The sequence below is a fragment of the Microbacterium sp. 01T413_2 genome (assembly GCF_056398985.1).
On record NZ_JBFTQL010000019.1, the window covers coordinates 1 to 18110 of the forward strand.

An 18110-nucleotide genomic window follows, 5' to 3' on the forward strand; every position below is an offset into this window, starting at 1 on the left:
TCACCGCCGCGGCTCCCGCGTCGCCCGCGGTCGGCGCCGCGCCCACCGCCGCCACCCCCGCGGCCTCCGCCTCCACGCCCCCTGCGGTCGGCGCCGCGACGGAACTGTTCCGCAGCCTGACCGGATCCGAGCCCATGGGCGTCTGGTCGGCCCCTGGGCGCGCGAACCTCATCGGCGAGCACACCGACTACAACGACGGGTTCGTGCTGCCCTTCGCGATCCAGCACCGCACAGCCGCCGCCGTGCGCCTGCGGGTCGACGGGCGGATCCGCGTCGCCTCCACGTTCGCCGAGGAGCCGGTCGAGGTCGCGCTCGACGATCTCGAGACGCTCTTCCCGTCCGACGGCGCCGCGGGGCGAGCCCAGGGACCGACCGTCCCGGAATGGGCGGCCTACCCCCTCGGCGTGGCATGGGCACTGCGCGCCCTGGTTCCCGCCTGGGCTGCGGGAACCTTCGCCGGCATCGACATCGCGATCGCCTCCGAGGTGCCGGTCGGTGCCGGCCTGTCGTCGTCCGCCGCGATCGAGGGCGCGACGGGCGCCGCCCTGAACGAGCTCTGGGGCCTCGGCCTCGATGCGGTGTCCCTCGCCCAGGCGGGCCGCCGCGCCGAGAACGAGGCCGTGGGCGCCCCGACCGGGATCATGGATCAGATGGCGTCGACGCTCGGGCAGGCCGACGCCGCGGTGTTCCTGGACTGCCGCACGCTGGAGACCCGCTCGATCCCGCTCGGTTTCGCGGAGGCCGGGCTCGAGGTGCTCGTGATCGATACGGGCGTGAAGCACGCCCACTCCACGGGCGGCTACCGCGAGCGCCGCGAGTCCTGCGAACGCGGGGCCGCCGCCCTCGGGGTGGCAGCGCTGCGAGACGTGACCGAGGCGGATCTGCCGCGCGCCGCGGAGCTGCTCGACGACGTCGACTTCCGCCGAGTGCGCCATGTCGTGACCGAGGACCAGCGCGTGCTCGACACGGTCGCGGCCCTCGCCGCACACGGACCGCGCGCGATCGGCGACCTCCTGGTCGCCTCGCACGCGTCGATGCGGGACGACTTCGAGATCTCGATCCCCGAGCTCGACACCGCCGTGGACACCACCCTCGCGCACGGCGCGATCGGGGCGCGCATGACCGGCGGCGGGTTCGGCGGCGCCGCGATCGCCCTCGTCGACCACGACCGCGTGCCGGCCGTCTCGGAGGCCGTGCGCACGGCGTTCGCCGAGGCCGGCTTCGCCGAGCCGCACCTGTTCACGGTCGTCCCCTCGGCCGGCCCGCACCGCGACGTCTGATCCGCCGCATCCCCTGCCTCTTGACCGCGAGACTTCATCTGCGCAACGAGACTGCAGTCCAGATGAGCAGTCTCGTTACCCAGATGGAGTCTCGCGGTCAGCACGAGCCGGTACGTGATCGGGGTGCAGGTTCGAGCCTCGGAGAGTCGCGAGCTCGCGGATCCGGCCATCCGCTCCGCCCCGGCGAACCTCCAGCAAGCCCCCTGCCAGAATGAGACCCGCGCAAACGCGCGACGGAAGGAGACCCATGTCCTGGCTTGTCACCGGCGGCGCCGGCTACATCGGATCGCACGTGGTGCGCGCGCTCGCGGAGGCCGGGCTCACGCCGGTCGTGCTGGACGATCTCTCCAGCGGCGTCGCATCGTTCGTGCCCGAGGGCGTCGCCTTCGTGCAGGGCAGCATCCTCGACCGGGACCTGATCGAGCGGACCCTCCGCGAGCACGCCGTGCAGGGCGTGATCCACGTGGCCGGGTACAAGTACGCCGGGGTCTCGGTGCAGCGCCCGCTGCACACCTACGCGCAGAACGTCGAGGGCACCCGCGTGATCCTCGAGGCGATGGCCGCGGCCGGCGTCGCGAACATCGTGTTCTCCTCGAGCGCCGCGGTGTTCGGCACGCCCGACGTCCCGCTCGTCGTCGAGGAGACCGAGAAGCGCCCAGCCAGCCCCTACGGCGAGTCGAAGCTCATCGGCGAGTGGCTGCTGCGCGACCAGGCCGTCGCGACCGCCGGATCCGAGACACCTCTCGTGCACACGTCGCTGCGCTACTTCAACGTCGTCGGATCCGCGGATCCGTCCGTCTACGACGTGAGCCCGCACAACCTGTTCCCGATCGTGTTCGAGAAGCTGCTCGCGGGCGAGACACCGCGCATCAACGGCGACGACTACGCCACCGAGGACGGCACGAACGTGCGCGACTACGTGCACGTCGGCGACATCGCCGCCGCCCATGTCGCCGCCGCGCAGCGCATGATCGCCGGTGAGCCGATCGAGGCCGCCTACAACCTCGGATCCGGCGACGGCCTCTCGGTGCGCCAGATCATGGACGCGATGGCCCGCGTGACCGGCATCGCCTTCACTCCCGAGATCGGTCCGCGCCGCCCGGGCGACCCCGACCGCATCGTCGCGACGGGAGAGCTCGCCGCGCGCGACCTGGACTGGCGGATGCGTCACACGGTCGACGAGATGGTGCGCTCCGGCTGGGAGGCCCGCCGCAACGCCGGCTGATCCGGCATCAGGGATCCGACTCCGAGCGCCGGGCCCGCCAGCACGCCGGCTGATCCGGGATCCGACTCCGGGATCCGGCTCCGGCCGGCCCTCGGCATCACCGTTCACTGGTCGCGTATTGCCGTTCTCCGCGGTCCATAACGGCATTTCGCGACCAGTGAACGGGATGGGGTCCGCCTGAACGGGAAGGATCCGGCCTCGACGGCTGCCGACATGAGGAACGCGGCCTCCGCGACGGGAGGCCGCGTTCCGTGGGCCGAGCGGCGGACTACGCCTGCGGGGCGTTCGCGGCGGCGATCAGCTGGTCGACGCCCTCGCGATTGAGGCCCCAGCCGAACGCGGGGAGGCGCCCGAGCGGGAACGAACCCATCATCTTCGCCATGGCCTCGCCCGACATGATGCCGTCGCCCTCGCCGCCGAACTGCTCCTGGAGCGCGGCGAACGCGCCCGCGACCATCGGACCTGCGACCGGGTGCGCAAACACCGCGGCCAGCGTGGATTCGGGCGTGAGCGGAACCATGACCGCGTCGCCGGCCACGTCGATGACGGTGGAGCCGCGCAGGTCGCGGCTGGAMGMCSCGGCCTCGACSCGGTACRCGCCGCCCTCGACGACGAAGCGMTCGACYCGGATGTCCCAGTACGCGAGGTCCTCGCGGCGCACGGTCAGCACGACGTCGGTCGTGGCGCCCGCGGCGATCTCGACCGACGCGAACGCCTTGAGCTCGCGCGGCGCGCGCTCCACAGCGGAGGCGACGGGCGCGACGTAGACCTGCACGACCTCGCGGCCGTCGCAGGATCCGGTGTTCGTGACGGGGACCGTCACCATGATGTCGCCCGACGCCGTGACCTCGGCGGAGACGGCGCCGTAGGCGAAGGACGTGTACGACAGGCCGTGGCCGAACGGGTAGGTCACCGCGATGTCGCGCGCGTCGTACCAGCGGTAGCCCACGAAGATGCCCTCGCCGTAGCGCACGTGCCCGTTCGAGCCGGGGAAGTTGCCGAACGCCGGGGTGTCCTCGATGCGGTGCGGAATCGTCTCGGCGAGCCGGCCCGACGGGTTCACCGCGCCGAGCAGCACGTCGACAGTCGCGGATCCGCCGGCCTGGCCCAGCAGCCACGCCTCGACGATCGCCGGCACGCGGTCGGCGAACGGCAGCGCCACGACGGAGCCGTTCGACAGCACGACGACCGTGCGCGGGTTCGCGGCGACGACGGCGTCGAGCAGGGCGAGCTGGTGCGCGGCGAGGTCGATGTGCTCGCGGTCGAAGCCCTCCGACTCCTCGGCGTCGGTGAGGCCGAGGAAGACCACGGCGACATCGCGGGAGGCGGCGAGCGACACGGCCTCGTCGCGCAGGGCGTCCTGTCCGTCCGCCGCGGCATCGAAGGCGAAGCCCGGCGCGAACGCGACCCGCTCGCCGGCCACGGCGGTGAGGGCGTCGAGCGCGGAGTCGACGCGGGTCGGGTTGATGTGCGAGGAGCCGCCGCCCTGGAACCGCGGGGTGCGGGCGAACTCGCCGATGAGTGCGATCGAGGCGTCCTCGGCGAGCGGCAGCAGCGGAGCCCCGTCGACGGCCTCGTTGCGCAGCAGCACGATCGACCGTCCGGCGACCTCGCGGGCGAGGGCGTGGTGGGCCTCGACATCGAGCGGGCCGGCGACGTCCGGGCGCGCCTGGGCGCGACCGACGAGGTCGAGCACACGAGCGGCCGAGGCGTCCAGCGCAGCTGCGACGGCCGGGTCGGATCCTGCGGCGGCGGCCACGGCACGATCGGGGGCGCCGTCGCTGCCGGGCATCTCCAGGTCGAGTCCCGCGACGAGTGCGGCGACGCGGTCGTTCACCGCGCCCCAGTCGGAGACGACGAGACCCTCGAAGCCCCACTCGTCGCGCAGCACCTGCGTGAGTAGCCACGGGTCCTGCGACGCATACACGCCGTTGATCTTGTTGTACGAGCACATCACGGTCCACGGCTGGGCATCGGTGACGACGCGCTCGAAGCCGCGCAGGTAGATCTCCCGCAGCGGTCGGGGATCCACGTCGCTCGASGCSGTCATCCGCTCGAACTCCTGRTTGTTSGCCGCGAAGTGCTTGAGCGAGCTGCCGACCCCCTGCGACTGGATCCCCTTCACGAGTCCCGCACCGATCACGCCGGACACGATCGGATCCTCGGAGACGTACTCGAAGTTGCGCCCGCACAGCGGCGACCGCTTGATGTTGATGCCGGGGCCGAGGATCACCGCGACGTCCTCGATCGCCGACTCCACGCCGAGCGCGACGCCCACGCGCTCCGCGAGCTCGGGATCGAAGGCGGATCCGAGTCCGGACGCCGGCGGGAAGCAGGTCGCCGGGACGCTCTGGCTGAGGCCGAGGTGATCGCTCTCCGCGGCCTGCTTGCGGAGGCCGTGCGGGCCGTCGGTGACCATGATCGACGGCACGCCGATGCGTTCGATGGGCTTGAGCGTCCAGAAGTCCTTGCCGCTGGTCAGCGACGCCTTCTCCTCGGTGCTGAGCTGGGGCAGGTGATCGCGGGGCGATGTCATTGTCGACTCCTTCGTGGACGACTCGGGTGACGGGCAGGGTCAGTCGATCAGGTTGTGGGATAAAAAGCAAGTACTACTCGGTTTTGAATCCATCGCAGCAGAGGCCGGGATAGTCTCGGGTCATGGCACGACGAGGTTCGTACGCGAAGGGCATCGCGAAGCGCGAGGAGATCCTGCACGCAGCCCTCGCGGTGGTCGCCCGCGAGGGCTATCACGGGGCCTCCGTGAAGGAGCTCGCCGAGGCGGTCGGCCTCAGCCAGGCCGGCCTCCTGCACTACTTCGACAGCAAGGACGAGCTGTTCGTCGAGATCCTGCGCACCCGCGATGAGGTCGACATGGCCGGCCATCTCGGGGCCGCGCGGGCCGCCGACCTCGACGAGATGCGCGACGGCTATCTCGACATCGTCCGCCACAACGCCCGCGTGCCGGGGCTCGTCGAGCTGTTCACCCGCCTCGCGGCCGACGCCGCGAACCCCGAGCACCCCTCCCGCGCCTTCTTCGCCGAACGCGGCGCCGGCCTGCGCGATCGATGGGCCGGGACGATCGCCGACGCTCAGGCCGAGGGCCGGATCCGCAGCGGCATCGATCCGATGCTGGCCGCGCGGCTGCTGCAGGCCGTCTCGGACGGCGCCCAGATGCAGCTGCTCGTCGAACCGGAGCTCGAAATGACGGCCCTCATCGAGACGCTGTTCGACCTCATGCAGGCACCCGCGCCGGACTCGGTCGAGCAACCCCGGGGTCGTTGAGCGAGGGCGGCGCAGCCGCGTTCGTTGAGCGAGCCGAAGGCGAGTCGAAACGCAGAGACGAAACGCGGCGACCTCGCAGGCGACCGCGTTTTGTCTCGCGCGACCTTCGACCGTGCTCGCTCAACGACCAGTGGTGAGCAGCGGCCGCACCGACGCGTAGGCGTCCGCCACGTCTCGCGACGGGGTGTCGTACACACGCGCGATCCCGGTCGCGGCGTCGTAGCGCGACCAGCCCGGGTCCCCGCCCACGATGAACGCGACCGCGGCCTCGTGCACCTCGTCCGCGAGCGTCTGCGGCGGGTTGGGCCCTGCCAGCGGCACCATCGCGGGACCGTCCAGGCAATCGAAGAAGAACGGCACGTCGAGGCAGTGCTCGGCGAAGCCGAAGGTGCCGGACGGCCAGGAGAACCGGTACACCCAGGTGGGGGCCGCACCGCGATCTGCCACGATCCGCAGGATCGCGACACGGAACATCCGATCCGTCAGCACACGCCCGGCCAGGCGCGCCTTGCCCTTCGCGAGCACATCGGCGTTCGCGGCGAGGTAGGGCCTGCGCGCTTCTTTCGGCACCCCGAGCTTGCCGAGCAGGATCCCCTTCGGCACGAGTGCCATAGCCCTGCCGGCATCGGCCGTCGCCATCGTGAACTCGTCATCGGTGGCGCCGAGCACGAGGGGCTTGTCGGATCCGACACCGGCGCGGAACGACTCGGGCGTCGGACGCAGGATGAGGTCGCCGTCGACGGACGGCCCGAGCGGGAGCCCTTTCTCGACGATGTCGCTCATGTCACCGCCGTCGAAGGCGGTGAGCTTCTTCTGCGCCTCGAGGATCCGCTCCTCGCTTAGCACACCGAGGCCCTCCCGGGTCGGGGCGACGCCGAGCTCGGCGGCCAGACGGCGCCCGAACTCCTCCGAGCGCGCGGCCGACACATCGGCGAGCGCGCCCGAGATCGCATACACGCCGTGGAACAGGTGCTGCGCCTTCTCCATGCCGAGCAGGGTCATCACCGCGCCACCGCCGGCGGACTGCCCGGCGATGGTGACACGCCCCGGATCCCCGCCGAAGGCCGCGATGTTSCGCTGCACCCAGTCCAGRGCSAGCARCCAGTCGCGCACGCCSCGGTTCGACGGGGCATCCTCGATCCAGCCGAATCCGTCGAARCCGAGCCGGTACGAGATCGTCACSGTCACGACGCCGTCGCGGTTGAAGTTRCGSCCGTCGTACCAGGGGCTGGCCGGGGACCCGGCGAAGTAGCCGCCACCGTGGATGTAGACGAGCACGGGCATGCCTGCCGCGTCCCCGGTACCGTCGGCCGGGACCAGCGGGGTGTACACGTTCACGTTGAGCGTGGACTCGCCCTCGACGCTGGGCTCGGGGATGAGCGTCACTCCGGGGTCGCCGCGCTGCGCGGTCGCGCCGAACTCCGCGGCATCGAACACGCCCTCCCAAGGCGCCTTGGGCACCGGGGCTGCGAAGCGGAGCTCGCCGACGGGCGCCTCGGCGAAGGGGATACCGAGGAACGCCGCCGACTGCGGATTGCCCTTGCCACCCGTGGTGGGGCGCCAGCGCCCGCGGACGACGCCTTCTGCGATCCGCACTTCGGGCTGCGCGAGCGCGGCGCCTGCCGCGACGGACGAGGTCTGGGTGTTCTCCATCGGAGTTCCTTTCGTGGAGGAGATTGCTGCCGTTCCCTGCGGCCGCACCGGATCCGATCCGGCCGCAGGGACGGCGGACTGCTACTTGACCGACTTGATCGGTGCGATGGCGATCGCCCCGAGGACCGCGAACACGATCGCGAAGACGAACAGCACCGGATAGCCCCCGAGGGATCCGATGATGACCGCGGCGATCAGCGCACTCAGCGCCTGCGGGATGTTGGTGGCGACATTGAGGATGCCGAGGTCCTTGCCGGCCGAGGTGCCCTCGTTCGGCAGCACCTCGGTCATGAGCGCGGCGTCGACCGACATGTACAGGCCGAAGCCGACGCCGTTGACGATGCTCATGAGGATCATGCCGGTCATGTTCGGCATGATCAGCGGGAACGCGAGCCCCGCGGCCATGACGACGGTCGCGACGTAGATGAACACCTTGCGACGGCCCACCTTGTCGCTCCACCAGCCGGAGAGCGCGATCGCGATCAGCGTCGGCACGAAGGCCACGAGCGTCAGGGTCATCACGGCGCCCTGCGCCTGCTGCAGCGGCAGCTTGATGTAGTCGGTCAGGATGTACAGCTGATACGCCGAGACGACGAAGTAGCCCAGGATCAGCAGGAAGCGGCCGGTGAAGGCCCAGAAGAAGTCGGGGTGCTTGCGCGGGTTGATCCAGAAGCCCTTGAAGAACGGGCCCCAGCGGAACGGCTCGACCTCCGCATCCTTCGAAGACCAGTCCTTGTTGAACAGCGCGAACAGGATCGTGACCACGATCACGGCGATGCCGAAGACCGAGTAGCCGAGGCCCAGCTGCGCGCCGAGGCCGACCGCGAGCATGACACCGACCGTCATGCCGAGCTGCGTGCCGAGACCGATCATGGCGCTCGCGCCGCCGCGCTTCGCACGCGGGAAGCGGTCGGCGGTGATGGTCGTCAGCGGCGCCTGCAGGAAGTTCAGCGCGACCTGGATCACCACCCAGAACACGGTGATCCACATCAGATCGGTGAGCGTGCCCATCCCCAGCAGCAGCACGCCGCCGACCAGGGCGCCGAGCACCATCCACGGCACGCGCCGGCCGAAGCGCGAGCGGGTGCGGTCGCTGAGGGCGCCCGCGATCGGCTGCGCGAACAGCGTGAAGATGAAGGAGGTCGTCGTGACGATCGCGAGATTGGCGACCTTGTTCTTCTCGTCGAGCAGCAGGATCTGCGTCGGCAGCAGGATCGCGATGAGCCCGCCGTAGGTGGCGAACAGCGTCATCGACGCGATGAGGAGGCTGGGCAGCAGCCGCTTGGTCGCCGGCGGGCTCGCCGCGGGCTCCCCCGCAGCGGGCGCGGCCGCCCGGATGAGCCCCGTGGGGGCGATCTCGGCGGCGGGATCGGGAGGGGTGATGGTCATGGGGCGGCTCCTCGTCGAGCGGATCGGGTTCGGATCCAAATCCCGAACCTTGTTTGGTATTTGGATCCGACTCGTATTGTGACACCGAAACCTGAACGCCGCAAGGGTTTCGGTGTCACAAACCGACCGTCATTCATGTTTCGTGACGGACGGATATCCTGATCCCATGGCCAAACGAGGCGCGTACGCGAAGGGCGTCGTCAAGCGCGAGGAGATCCTCGAGGCCGCGCTCGAGATCGTCGGCAGGCTCGGCTATCGCAACGCCTCGGTGCGCGAGATCGCCGACGCCGTGGGGCTGAGCCCGGCCGGCCTGCTGCACTACTTCGGCACCAAGGAGCAGCTGTTCGTCGAGATCCTGCGTGCGCGGGACGCGCAGGACATCGGCGTCAGCGATGAGATCGAGTTCTTCGACGGCTTCCTGCTGGTGGTGCGTCACAACGCCGACGTGCCGGGGCTCGTGCAGCTGTACACCCAGTTGCAGGCCGAGGCGGCCGACCCGACCCACCCCGCGCACGACTTCTTCCTCGAGCGGACGGCGCGGGTGCATGCCGCGGCTCGTGAGGCCATCGCCGCCGCGCAGACGGAAGGGCGGATGCGCAGCGACCTGGATCCCGAATGGATCATCCGCGCCGGGCACGCCCTCGCCGACGGGTTGCAGAACGCATGGATGCTGGATCCGACGATCGACATGGCCGCGGACATCGAGCGGTTCTTCGCCCTGCTGAGGCCCTGAATGACCGCTCCCCGGGGTCGTTGAGCGACACTTCGACTCGCTGCGCTCGCTCAGTGCGGGTCTCCGCGAGACGAAACGCCGCCGGTGAGAGCACCGCGTTTCGTCTCGGTCGCGCAAGCGCGTCCTCGCTCAACGACCCCATCGGGGCGGCCGGATACGCTGATCGGATGACCGCCGACGCACCCCTCGCCCAGACCGACACCGGTCCCGTGCGCGGGTTCTGGCGGGGCGAGCCCGGTACCCCCGGCGCCTCGGCCGCATTCCTCGGAATCCCGTTCGCCGCGGCACCCACCGGCGAGCGCCGGTTCGCCGCCCCGCAGCCTCCCGCGCCGTGGACCGAGGTGCGCGACGCGACCGCCTTCGGCCCGACCGCGCAACGCGGCGACAAGGGCGAGACGCTCATCCCCGAACCGAGCATCCCCGGCGCCGCGACGCTGAACGTGAACGTGTTCACCCCGTCGCTCGGCGGATCCCGCCCGGTCATGGTGTGGATCCACGGCGGCGGCTACGTCGACGGCTCGCCCGCGAGCCCCTGGTACGACGGCGCCGCGTTCAATCGCGACGACGTGGTGACCGTGTCCGTGTCCTACCGGCTCGGCTTCGACGGCTTCGGCCTGATGCCGGGCGCTCCGGCGAATCGCGGCGTGCTGGACTGGATCGCGGGGCTGGAGTGGGTGCAGCGCAACATCGCGGCGTTCGGCGGGGATCCGTCGCGCGTGACGATCGCGGGGCAATCCGCCGGCGCGGGCGCAGTGCTGACCCTGCTCGGCCTGGAGCGCGCGCAGCACCTGTTCCATGCGGCGATGGCCTTCTCCCCCGCATTGGCGGACATCGACCCCGACCTGGCGGCGCGGCGCACGCGGGCGCTGGGCGTGCTGCTCGGCTGCGCGCCCGATGCCGAAGGCTTCCGCGCCGTGCCGGAGCGCACCCTGCAGCGTGCGCAGCCGAAGGCCGCGCTGCTCGGGGCCACGAAGCTGAAGGCCCTGCTCGCCCCGCTCGCAGACGGGCTGCCCTGGGGCCCGGTGGTCGATGGTGACGTCGTGCCGCGGCCCGCCGTGCAGGCGCTGCGGGACGGGATCGGCGCCGACAAGCCGCTGCTCCTCGGGGCCACCGACGACGAATTCACCATGACGATGGACCGGGCTCCCGGCGTCCTGCGGTTCGTCCCCGCAGCGCTCGCGCTGATGCTGCTGAGCCGCGATCGCAGCGTGCGCCGGGCGTACCTCGCCGCGAACCGCGCCCAGCGCCGGCGCGGCACGCCGGCGCTGCTCGGCCGGTTCGTGACGGACCGGGTGTTCCGCTCGCTCGTGGTGCGGGCCGCGCAGGCGAGAGGCGACGCCCCCACCTGGGCCTACCGCTTCGCCTGGGTGTCCCCGGCGAAGGGGTGGTCGTGCCACTGCCTCGACGTGCCGTTCTGGTTCGACGTGCTCGAGGATCCGTTCGTGGAGCGCCTGGCCGGTCCCACCCCGCCGCAGCACCTCGCCACTGAGATGCACGGCGTGGCGGCCCGATTCGTCGAGGAAGGCGATCCGGGCTGGCCGCAGTGGCGCACGGATCCGGGGCTCTCGCGCGTCTTCGGTGCTGGACCGGCAGAGCCGGCGCTGTCCGCGACCGCCTACGACGGGGCCCTGCCGCTGGCGTGAGGGCGCTCCCCCACACGGGATCGTCGAGGGCGCAGCGGCGGGTCGCGCAAATCCACCGGGGTCGTTGAGCGACGCTTCGACTCGCTGCGCTCGCTCAGTGCGGATCTCCGCGAGACGAAACGCAGCATCTCGCGAGAGCACCGCGTTTCGTCTCACCCGGCCTTCGGCCGTGTTCGCTCAACGACCCCGGTGGGTGGTAGCCCCTGTTCGTAATTCAGGTTGAGTTCGCTCGTGACCGCCCGAATCGATCCATCCGGGCCCTTTGCGGCAGATCCAGCCTGAATTACGTACCGGCGAAGACGACGAACCCGCCGTCCAGTGGGAGCGGGACGGCGGGTTCGGGTCGATACGGGGCGCGACGCCCCGGGCGGATCCCGACGCCGCGGCACGACGCGCAGGATCAGGATCCCCGGATCCGGATCCGATCAGGCGATCGGGTCCAGCAGCGGGATGTCGTAGCGGTGCGGCGTACCGAAGCGGTGCGCSGTGACCGAGACCGCCTGCTCGCGCAGGAAGGTCAGGATCTCSACGCGGCCGGCGGCGACCACCGGGTTCGCGTACAGCGCGAGGCTGGGCGACCCGTTCACGGCCTCCGCGGTTGCCGCCGCGGCGGCGCCGATGAGGCGCACCCGGCCGTCGCGCGCGGCGAGGCGCTGAGCGTGTGCGGCCCATGCGGCGGCGTCCTCGGTGGCGACGGTCACGTCCTGCGTGCCGAGCCAGGTGGCCACGGCCCCCGGCAGCGGCGCGAGAGTGCTGACGGTGACCCGCGCGCGGGCTCGGCGTCCGGCGGCGACCACGCGCACCAGCTCGGCCACCCGGTCACCCTCGAAGCGCACCGTCACCGGCACGGCCTGGTAGCGCAGCGCGTTCTGCTCCGTGGTGAGGCCGGTGGCGTCGCGCACCACGCCGAACTCGTCGACCCAGGCGTCGATGTCGGTGGCCAGTGCGCCGCGCAGCCACGCGATGTCGGCGTCCGCGTCGCCCGCCGCGGCSAGCGCRCCSACCGCGCCSGTCGCGAGCGCGTCGAGCTCKCGCGTCGWSGAGACSGGMGCGTCRSTCCACTCSGASAGRCCGACSAGGTAGTTCGGGCCGCCSGCCTTGGAGCCKGCGCCGACSGCSGCCTTCTTCCAGCCGCCGAACGGCTGGCGCTGCACGATCGCGCCCGTGGTGCCGCGGTTGACGTACACGTTGCCCGCCTGGATCGCAGCGAGCCAGGTCTGGATCTCGTCCTCGTCGAGGGAGTGCAGCCCCGAGGTGAGGCCGTAATCGATGTCGTTGACGACGTCGATCGCCTCGTCCAGGGAGTCGGCGGTCAAGATGCCGAGCACCGGACCGAAGTACTCCACACGGTGGAACTCGGATCCGCGCTTCACGCCGTCGCGGATGCCCGGGCGCCACAGCTGGCCGGCCTCGTCGAGCTTCTCCGGCTTCAGCAGCCAGCTCTCGCCCGCGTGCAGCGTGGTCAGGGCGCCGAGCAGCTTGCCCTCGGCCGGGCCGATGAGCGGGCCGATGCGGTTGGAGCCGTCCTCCGGCGAGCCCACGTCGTAGGCGCGCACGGCGTCGACGAGCTGGCGGCGGAACCGCTCGGAGCGCGCGGCGGATCCGACGAGCACGACGAGCGATGCCGCCGAGCACTTCTGACCGGCGTGGCCGAACGCGGCGTACGCGACGTCCTTCGCCGCGAGGTCGAGGTCGGCCGACGGGGTGACGATGATGGCGTTCTTGCCGCTGGTCTCCGCGAGCAGCGGCAGATCCTGACGGAACCCGCGGAACAGCTCGGCCGTCTCGTAACCGCCGGTGAGGATGACGCGCCCCACGGCCGGGTCGCTCACGAGCTTGGTGCCCAGGTCGCGGCCGTCGAGCAGCACGTACTGCAGCACCTCGCGCGGCACGCCGGCCTCCCACAGCGCCTCGACCATGACCGCGCCGGAGCGGCGGGCCTGACGGGCGGGCTTGATGATGACCGGGGATCCGGTCGCCAGAGCCGAGAGGGTGGATCCGGCCGGGATCGCGACGGGGAAGTTCCACGGCGGCGTGACGACGGTCAGACCGACCGGCTGCATGGTCGCGCCGTCGACATCGGCGAGCTTCTTGGCGCTCTCCGCGTAGTAGTGCGCGAAGTCGATCGCCTCGGAGACCTCGGGGTCGCCCTGCTCGATGACCTTGCCCGCCTCGGATCCCATGACCTCGAGCAGATCGGCGCGACGCGCCTCGAGCACGTCGCCGGCCTTGTGCAGGATCGCGGCACGCCCCTCGGCGCCGAGTGCGCGCCAGGCCTCGCCCGCGGCGACGGCGGTCGCGATCGCGGTGTCGACCTGCTCCGGGGTGGACAGGGTGTTCGCTTCGACCGTCGCGTTGCCGAGTTCGGACTCCTTCATGCGGGCGCGGATCGCGTCGCCCCACGCGCGGTTGGCCGCGAGCGACGGGTCGGTGTCGGGGGCGTTCAGGAAGCCGTCGGTGAGACCCGGCGCGGCGGGCGCGGTGCGATCCTGCACGCGGTTGGTGCCGGGCACCTCGGTGGGCATCGAGCGCACGGAGGCGAGGAAGCGCTCCTTCTCGCGCTCGAAGAGCGCCGGGTCCGCGTCGAGGTCGAAGACAGCCGACATGAAGTTCTCCTGCGAGGCCCCCTCCTCGAGGCGGCGGATCAGGTAGGCGATCGCCACGTCGAACTCGTCGGGGTGCACGACCGGCGTGTACAGCAGCAGCGAGCCGACGGTGCGCTTGACGACCTGCGCCTGCGCGGAGGCCATGCCGAGCAGCATCTCGAACTCGATGCCCTCGGTGACGCCGCGCTTCTCGGCGAGCAGCCACGCCAGCGCGATGTCGAAGAGGTTGTGACCGGCGACGCCGATCCGCAGGTTCTTGACGTGCTCGGGGCGCAGCGCGTACTCGAGCACGGCCTTGTACGAGGCGTCGGACTGCTGCTTGGTCGACCAGGTCGCGAGCGGCCAGCCGTGCGACTCGGCGTCGACGGTCTCCATSGGCAGGTTGGCGCCCTTGACGACGCGCACCTTGATCGGAGCACCGCCATCGGCCACGCGCTTCGCCGCCCACTCCTGCAGGCGGATCATGGCGCCGAGCGCATCGGGCAGGTAGGCCTGCAGCACGATGCCTGCCTCGAGGGTCTTGAACTCCGCACGGTCGAGGATGTCCGTGAAGACCGCGATCGTGAGGTCGAGATCCTTGAACTCCTCCATGTCCAGGTTGATGAACTTGGCGGATCCGTCGGGCATGCCCTTCAGAGCGATCCGGTACAGCGGCAGCAGCGCCTCGGCGGCATCGGCGACGGCGTCGTCGAAGGCCCACGGGCTGTGCGGGGCGACGGTGGACGAGACCTTGATCGAGACGTAGTCGACATCGTCGCGCTGAAGCAGACGACGGGTGCCCTCGAGACGGCGCGCGGCCTCCTCGCGGCCGAGGATCGCCTCGCCGAGCAGGTTGATGTTGAGCTTCACGCCCTGGGTCTCGCGGATGTGCGCGATGGCCTTGCCGAGCTTCTCGTCGCGGGCGTCCACGATGAGGTGGCGCACCATCTGGCGCAGCACCGTGCGGGCCGCGGGCACGACGATGCCGGGGACCATGCCGGCGGTCGCGCCGCCGAGGCCGATCGCGGCCTTCATCGGCGCGGGCAGGAAGCCGGGGGTCAGCGGCACGAGCTCCTTGAGCTTGGCCGCGGCGACCTTGAGGTCCTCCGGGCGCACGACGCCGTCGACGAAGCCGACCGTGAAGTCGAGGCCGTTGGGGTCGCGCAGCACGCCGGCGAGACGCTGACCGGCGGCATCGACAGGCACCTCGCGGCTCTCCACGAGCCACTTCTTGACGAGGGCGACGGCGTCGTCGGCGAGAGCGGAGAGATCGTCGATGCCGGCTGCGGCGGAGACGGGGCTTTCGGTGGCGGTCATGGTTCCTCGTGGGTTCGGTGCCGGGGGTCGGGATCACGCGCGCACGCGCGGGGACGCTCCCAGCATGGATCCGATCTCCCTGCAGGAAAAGCGATCATTTGTGACGGATATCATTCGTAGATATCGACTGATTGAGGAGGGTTCATGTTCGAGCTGCGACGGCTGCGACTGCTGCACGAGTTCGCCCTGCGCGGCACGGTCGCCGAGGTCGCGCGCTCCCTGTCGTACAGCCCTTCCACGGTGTCGCAGCAGCTCGCGCTGCTCGAGCGCGAGGCCGGAGTCGCGCTGCTCGAACCCGATGGGCGCCGTATCAGGTTGACCCCGGAGGGCAGGGTGCTCGCCGCGCACGCCGCGCGCGCCCTCGAGCTCGACGAGCAGGCCCGGCAGGCACTCGCGCACGCCCCGGCCGAGGCCGTGCGGATCAGCGCCATGCCCACCGCCGCCGAGACGATCGTGCCCGCCGCGCTCACGGCGCTCGCGCTCACGCATCCGCACCTGCGCGTCGAGATGACCGAGGCTCCGCCCGAGGAGGGCCTGTTCGAGCTCACCGCGCGCCGATTCGACCTCGTGATCGCCGAGCAGTATCCGGGCCACACGCGCGAGCGGCACCCCGGCAACGTGCACGAGCTCATCGGCGAGGATCCGATTCGCCTCGTCCTGCCTCCCGGCGAGCACGCCGCGTCGCTCGACAGGCTGCGCGATCGCGCCTGGGTCATGGAGCCCACCGGATCCGCCGCGCGCCAGTGGGCGGTGCAGCAGTGCCGCGCCGCGGGCTTCGAGCCCGATGTGCGCTTCGAGGCGGCCGACCTGACCGCGCACGTGCGGCTGATCGAGTCCGGCCACGCAGTCGGCATGCTGCCGGATCTGATCTGGGGCGACACGGCGGCGCGCGTCACGCTGGCCGAGCTGCCCGGATCCCCCGTGCGCGAGGTGTTCACGGCTGTGCGCGAGTCGGCACGAGGCTCGGAGGCGATCGGCGCCGTGCGAGGAACGTTGGCGGAGGCGTTCGCGCAGCACCGGCGCCCGCGGCTGAGGGACTGAGCACCCGGCGCGATTCGCCACGCGCAGGACATCGGATGTTTCCTCGCCGTCCATCCGCAGTGCCTAGGGTCCCAGGGTCCCCGACTCCGAAGGAAGCGCCCGATGCACACCCATGACGCCCCGCGCACCCATGCCCTCGACGCCGACGCCGAACTGCGCGCGCTGGGCTTCTCCCGCCGCGACATCCTCCGCACCGCCGGTATCGCCCTCGCCGCCGGCGGGCTGTCGGCCTTCGGCGGAGCCGGCGCAGCGATGGCGAGCACATCCGCGACGCGCCCCGCCGGCGACCCGCAGCTGGCATGGCTCGTGGGCGACCACCACGTGCACACGCAGTTCAGCCACGACGCGAAGTACCGGATGGCCCAGCAGCTCGACGCCGCACAGCACTACGGCGTCGACTGGCTCGCCTTCACGGAGCACAGCAACTTCGCCCACGCCGACCGCGGACTGCCCACCGCGCGCGACCTCATCCAGCTGGAGCGGGATGCCCGCGGCATGCTGATCTTCCAGGGCCTGGAGTGGTACATCCCGGCCGCCGAGCACGCCACCGTGCTGATCACCCCCGGCACCGACGACATCCGCCTGCTGCGCGCCTTCGAGCTGGCCTGGGACGGCAAGCTCAATCACTGGGACAAGCCGGCGGACGCCGCCCAGATGGCGGACTTCGAGCGCCGTGCAGCCGAAGCGGTCGCCTGGCTCGGCGCGCAGAAGTCCGCCGGCGCCCTCGGCGACGCCGTCGTGCTCGCGAACCATCCGATGCGCCTCGGCATCGACTCCCCCCACGAGCTCCGCGGATGGCGCGACGCGGATCCGGACATCTTCATCGGCATGGAGGGCGCGCCCGGTGCGCAGGGATCGGCGATCAGCCAGAATGCCGGACCCGGTGATCAGCGCGGCGAGTACGTGAACGCGCCGCGGCCGGACAGCTGGGCGGCCTACCCCGCGGACGCCTACCGTCCGTACGGCGGGTTCGACTGGGCCACCGCCACCGTCGGCGGACTCTGGGACGCGATGCTCGCCGAGGGCAAGCCGTTCTGGATCACCTCGAACTCCGACAACCACCTCACCGTGAAAGACACCTGGCGCATCGGGGACTACCCGGCCGGTGAACCGTATGCGAGCCTGCCGAGCGAGTTCGACCGCTGGGCCGTACGCGGGATGCGGCCCGACCCGGTCGACACCGGGATGCCCCAGGGCGGCAGCGACTTCTGGCCCGGACAGTTCTCGCGCCTGCACACGGGCGTCACGACGCGCTCCTACGCCGGCGTGCTCGAGGCGATGCGCCGAGGCCGGATGTGGGTCGACCACGGCCACCTCATCGCCGGGCTCGACGTCCGCGTCGGAGCCACGATGCCCGGCAAGGGCAACGGCCGCGGCAACGGCAACGGCGGCGGCTGGGGCAATGCCGCGGGCACGACGGTCACGCTCGGCGGCCGGCTCACGGCCAAGCGCGGACAGGACGTGGTCGTCACGATCACGGTGACCACGACCGACTCGGCGAACGCCGCGGGGATCGTGCCGCAGCTCGCGCACCTCGACCTGATCGCCGGGCCGGTCACGGGCACCGCGGCGGACGCCGACGCCATGCGTGCGCCCGAGACGCGCGTGGTGCGCCAGTTCGACACCACGGGCAGTCGCGGCACCTTCACCCTGACGCACGTGTTCGAACGGGTCGACCGGCCGTTCTACGTGCGGTTCCGCGGCAGCGACGGCAACCGGACCGGCGCCGGATACCACGGTGCCGCCGTCGATCCCGCGGGCCCGCAGCGGCACGGCGACGGCGAGGGCGACCCGTGGTCGGACACGTGGTTCTACGCGAACCCGGTGTTCGTCGACGTGCACTGAGGCCTGTGGTCTCCCGCAGCGTCGCGCGGGGCCCCGCACCGGTGACGATCTGCACACAGTGCGACGATCAGCACGCGTTTCCGCCGGATCCGCGTGCTGATCGTCGCATCCTGTGCT

At 71.3% G+C, this 18110-nt stretch carries 11 protein-coding genes; 7 read left to right on the forward strand and 4 right to left on the reverse strand.

Going from position 1 to position 18110, the window contains the following annotated elements:
• Positions 1 to 134 precede the first annotated feature (134 nt).
• Both galK and galE read left to right on the forward strand, forming a co-directional pair.
• Positions 135 to 1280, forward strand: coding sequence for a galactokinase (gene galK / locus AC1DMN_RS11105; RefSeq protein ID WP_477230365.1), 1146 nt, complete (start codon positions 135 to 137; stop codon positions 1278 to 1280).
• Between the two features lie 247 nt (positions 1281 to 1527).
• Positions 1528 to 2505 carry a UDP-glucose 4-epimerase GalE gene (gene galE, locus AC1DMN_RS11110; protein WP_477230339.1) on the forward strand — a complete coding sequence of 326 codons (978 nt, stop codon included), beginning with the start codon at positions 1528 to 1530 and terminating at the stop codon, positions 2503 to 2505.
• A 268-nt stretch (positions 2506 to 2773) separates the two neighbouring features.
• Here the strand turns inward: galE and AC1DMN_RS11115 are convergent, their stop codons facing one another.
• Positions 2774 to 5041, reverse strand: coding sequence for a glycoside hydrolase family 3 C-terminal domain-containing protein (locus AC1DMN_RS11115; RefSeq protein ID WP_477384220.1), 2268 nt, complete (start codon positions 5039 to 5041; stop codon positions 2774 to 2776).
• Positions 5042 to 5163: 122 nt separating this feature from the next.
• On the opposite strand from AC1DMN_RS11115, the gene AC1DMN_RS11120 reads away from it, so the two are divergent.
• A complete protein-coding gene (locus AC1DMN_RS11120; protein WP_477230337.1) occupies positions 5164 to 5787 on the forward strand; it encodes a TetR/AcrR family transcriptional regulator in 624 nt (207 codons plus the stop codon).
• 120 nt (positions 5788 to 5907) lie between these two features.
• Here AC1DMN_RS11120 and AC1DMN_RS11125 read toward each other — a convergent pair whose 3' ends face one another.
• Entirely contained in the window at positions 5908 to 7440 is a 1533-nt protein-coding gene (locus tag AC1DMN_RS11125) for a carboxylesterase/lipase family protein (RefSeq protein ID WP_477230336.1), read from the reverse strand.
• A gap of 81 nt (positions 7441 to 7521) precedes the next feature.
• Positions 7522 to 8829: an MFS transporter gene (locus tag AC1DMN_RS11130; RefSeq protein ID WP_477230335.1), complete on the reverse strand. Its 1308-nt coding sequence runs from the start codon at positions 8827 to 8829 to the stop codon at positions 7522 to 7524.
• 166 nt (positions 8830 to 8995) lie between these two features.
• Between AC1DMN_RS11130 and AC1DMN_RS11135 the strand changes: the two genes are divergently transcribed.
• Both AC1DMN_RS11135 and AC1DMN_RS11140 read left to right on the forward strand, forming a co-directional pair.
• On the forward strand, positions 8996 to 9562 hold the full coding sequence (locus AC1DMN_RS11135; RefSeq protein ID WP_477230334.1) for a TetR/AcrR family transcriptional regulator: 567 nt from the start codon (positions 8996 to 8998) through the stop codon (positions 9560 to 9562).
• A 167-nt stretch (positions 9563 to 9729) separates the two neighbouring features.
• Positions 9730 to 11205 (forward strand): carboxylesterase/lipase family protein, encoded by a 1476-nt coding sequence (locus AC1DMN_RS11140; protein ID WP_477230333.1) that lies wholly within the window; start codon positions 9730 to 9732, stop codon positions 11203 to 11205.
• Between the two features lie 425 nt (positions 11206 to 11630).
• On the opposite strand, the gene AC1DMN_RS11145 is transcribed toward AC1DMN_RS11140, so the two are convergent.
• Positions 11631 to 15107: a bifunctional proline dehydrogenase/L-glutamate gamma-semialdehyde dehydrogenase gene (locus AC1DMN_RS11145; protein WP_477384222.1), complete on the reverse strand. Its 3477-nt coding sequence runs from the start codon at positions 15105 to 15107 to the stop codon at positions 11631 to 11633.
• Between the two features lie 144 nt (positions 15108 to 15251).
• Here AC1DMN_RS11145 and AC1DMN_RS11150 point away from each other — a divergent pair, with 144 nt between their 5' ends.
• Together AC1DMN_RS11150 and AC1DMN_RS11155 are read left to right on the forward strand one after the other, a co-directional pair.
• Positions 15252 to 16148, forward strand: coding sequence for a LysR family transcriptional regulator (locus AC1DMN_RS11150; protein WP_477230331.1), 897 nt, complete (start codon positions 15252 to 15254; stop codon positions 16146 to 16148).
• A gap of 102 nt (positions 16149 to 16250) precedes the next feature.
• Entirely contained in the window at positions 16251 to 17993 is a 1743-nt protein-coding gene (locus tag AC1DMN_RS11155) for a PHP domain-containing protein (RefSeq protein WP_477230330.1), read from the forward strand.
• The last annotated feature ends 117 nt before the right edge of the window (positions 17994 to 18110 follow it).

Coding starts and splice junctions, on each gene's coding strand:
- galK (WP_477230365.1), top strand. CDS start 135: ATGGGCGTCTGGTCGGCCCCTGGGCGCGCGAACCTCATCGGCGAGCAC.
- galE (WP_477230339.1), top strand. CDS start 1,528: ATGTCCTGGCTTGTCACCGGCGGCGCCGGCTACATCGGATCGCACGTG.
- AC1DMN_RS11120 (WP_477230337.1), top strand. CDS start 5,164: ATGGCACGACGAGGTTCGTACGCGAAGGGCATCGCGAAGCGCGAGGAG.
- AC1DMN_RS11130 (WP_477230335.1), bottom strand. CDS start 8,829: ATGACCATCACCCCTCCCGATCCCGCCGCCGAGATCGCCCCCACGGGG.
- AC1DMN_RS11135 (WP_477230334.1), top strand. CDS start 8,996: ATGGCCAAACGAGGCGCGTACGCGAAGGGCGTCGTCAAGCGCGAGGAG.
- AC1DMN_RS11140 (WP_477230333.1), top strand. CDS start 9,730: ATGACCGCCGACGCACCCCTCGCCCAGACCGACACCGGTCCCGTGCGC.
- AC1DMN_RS11150 (WP_477230331.1), top strand. CDS start 15,252: ATGTTCGAGCTGCGACGGCTGCGACTGCTGCACGAGTTCGCCCTGCGC.
- AC1DMN_RS11155 (WP_477230330.1), top strand. CDS start 16,251: ATGCACACCCATGACGCCCCGCGCACCCATGCCCTCGACGCCGACGCC.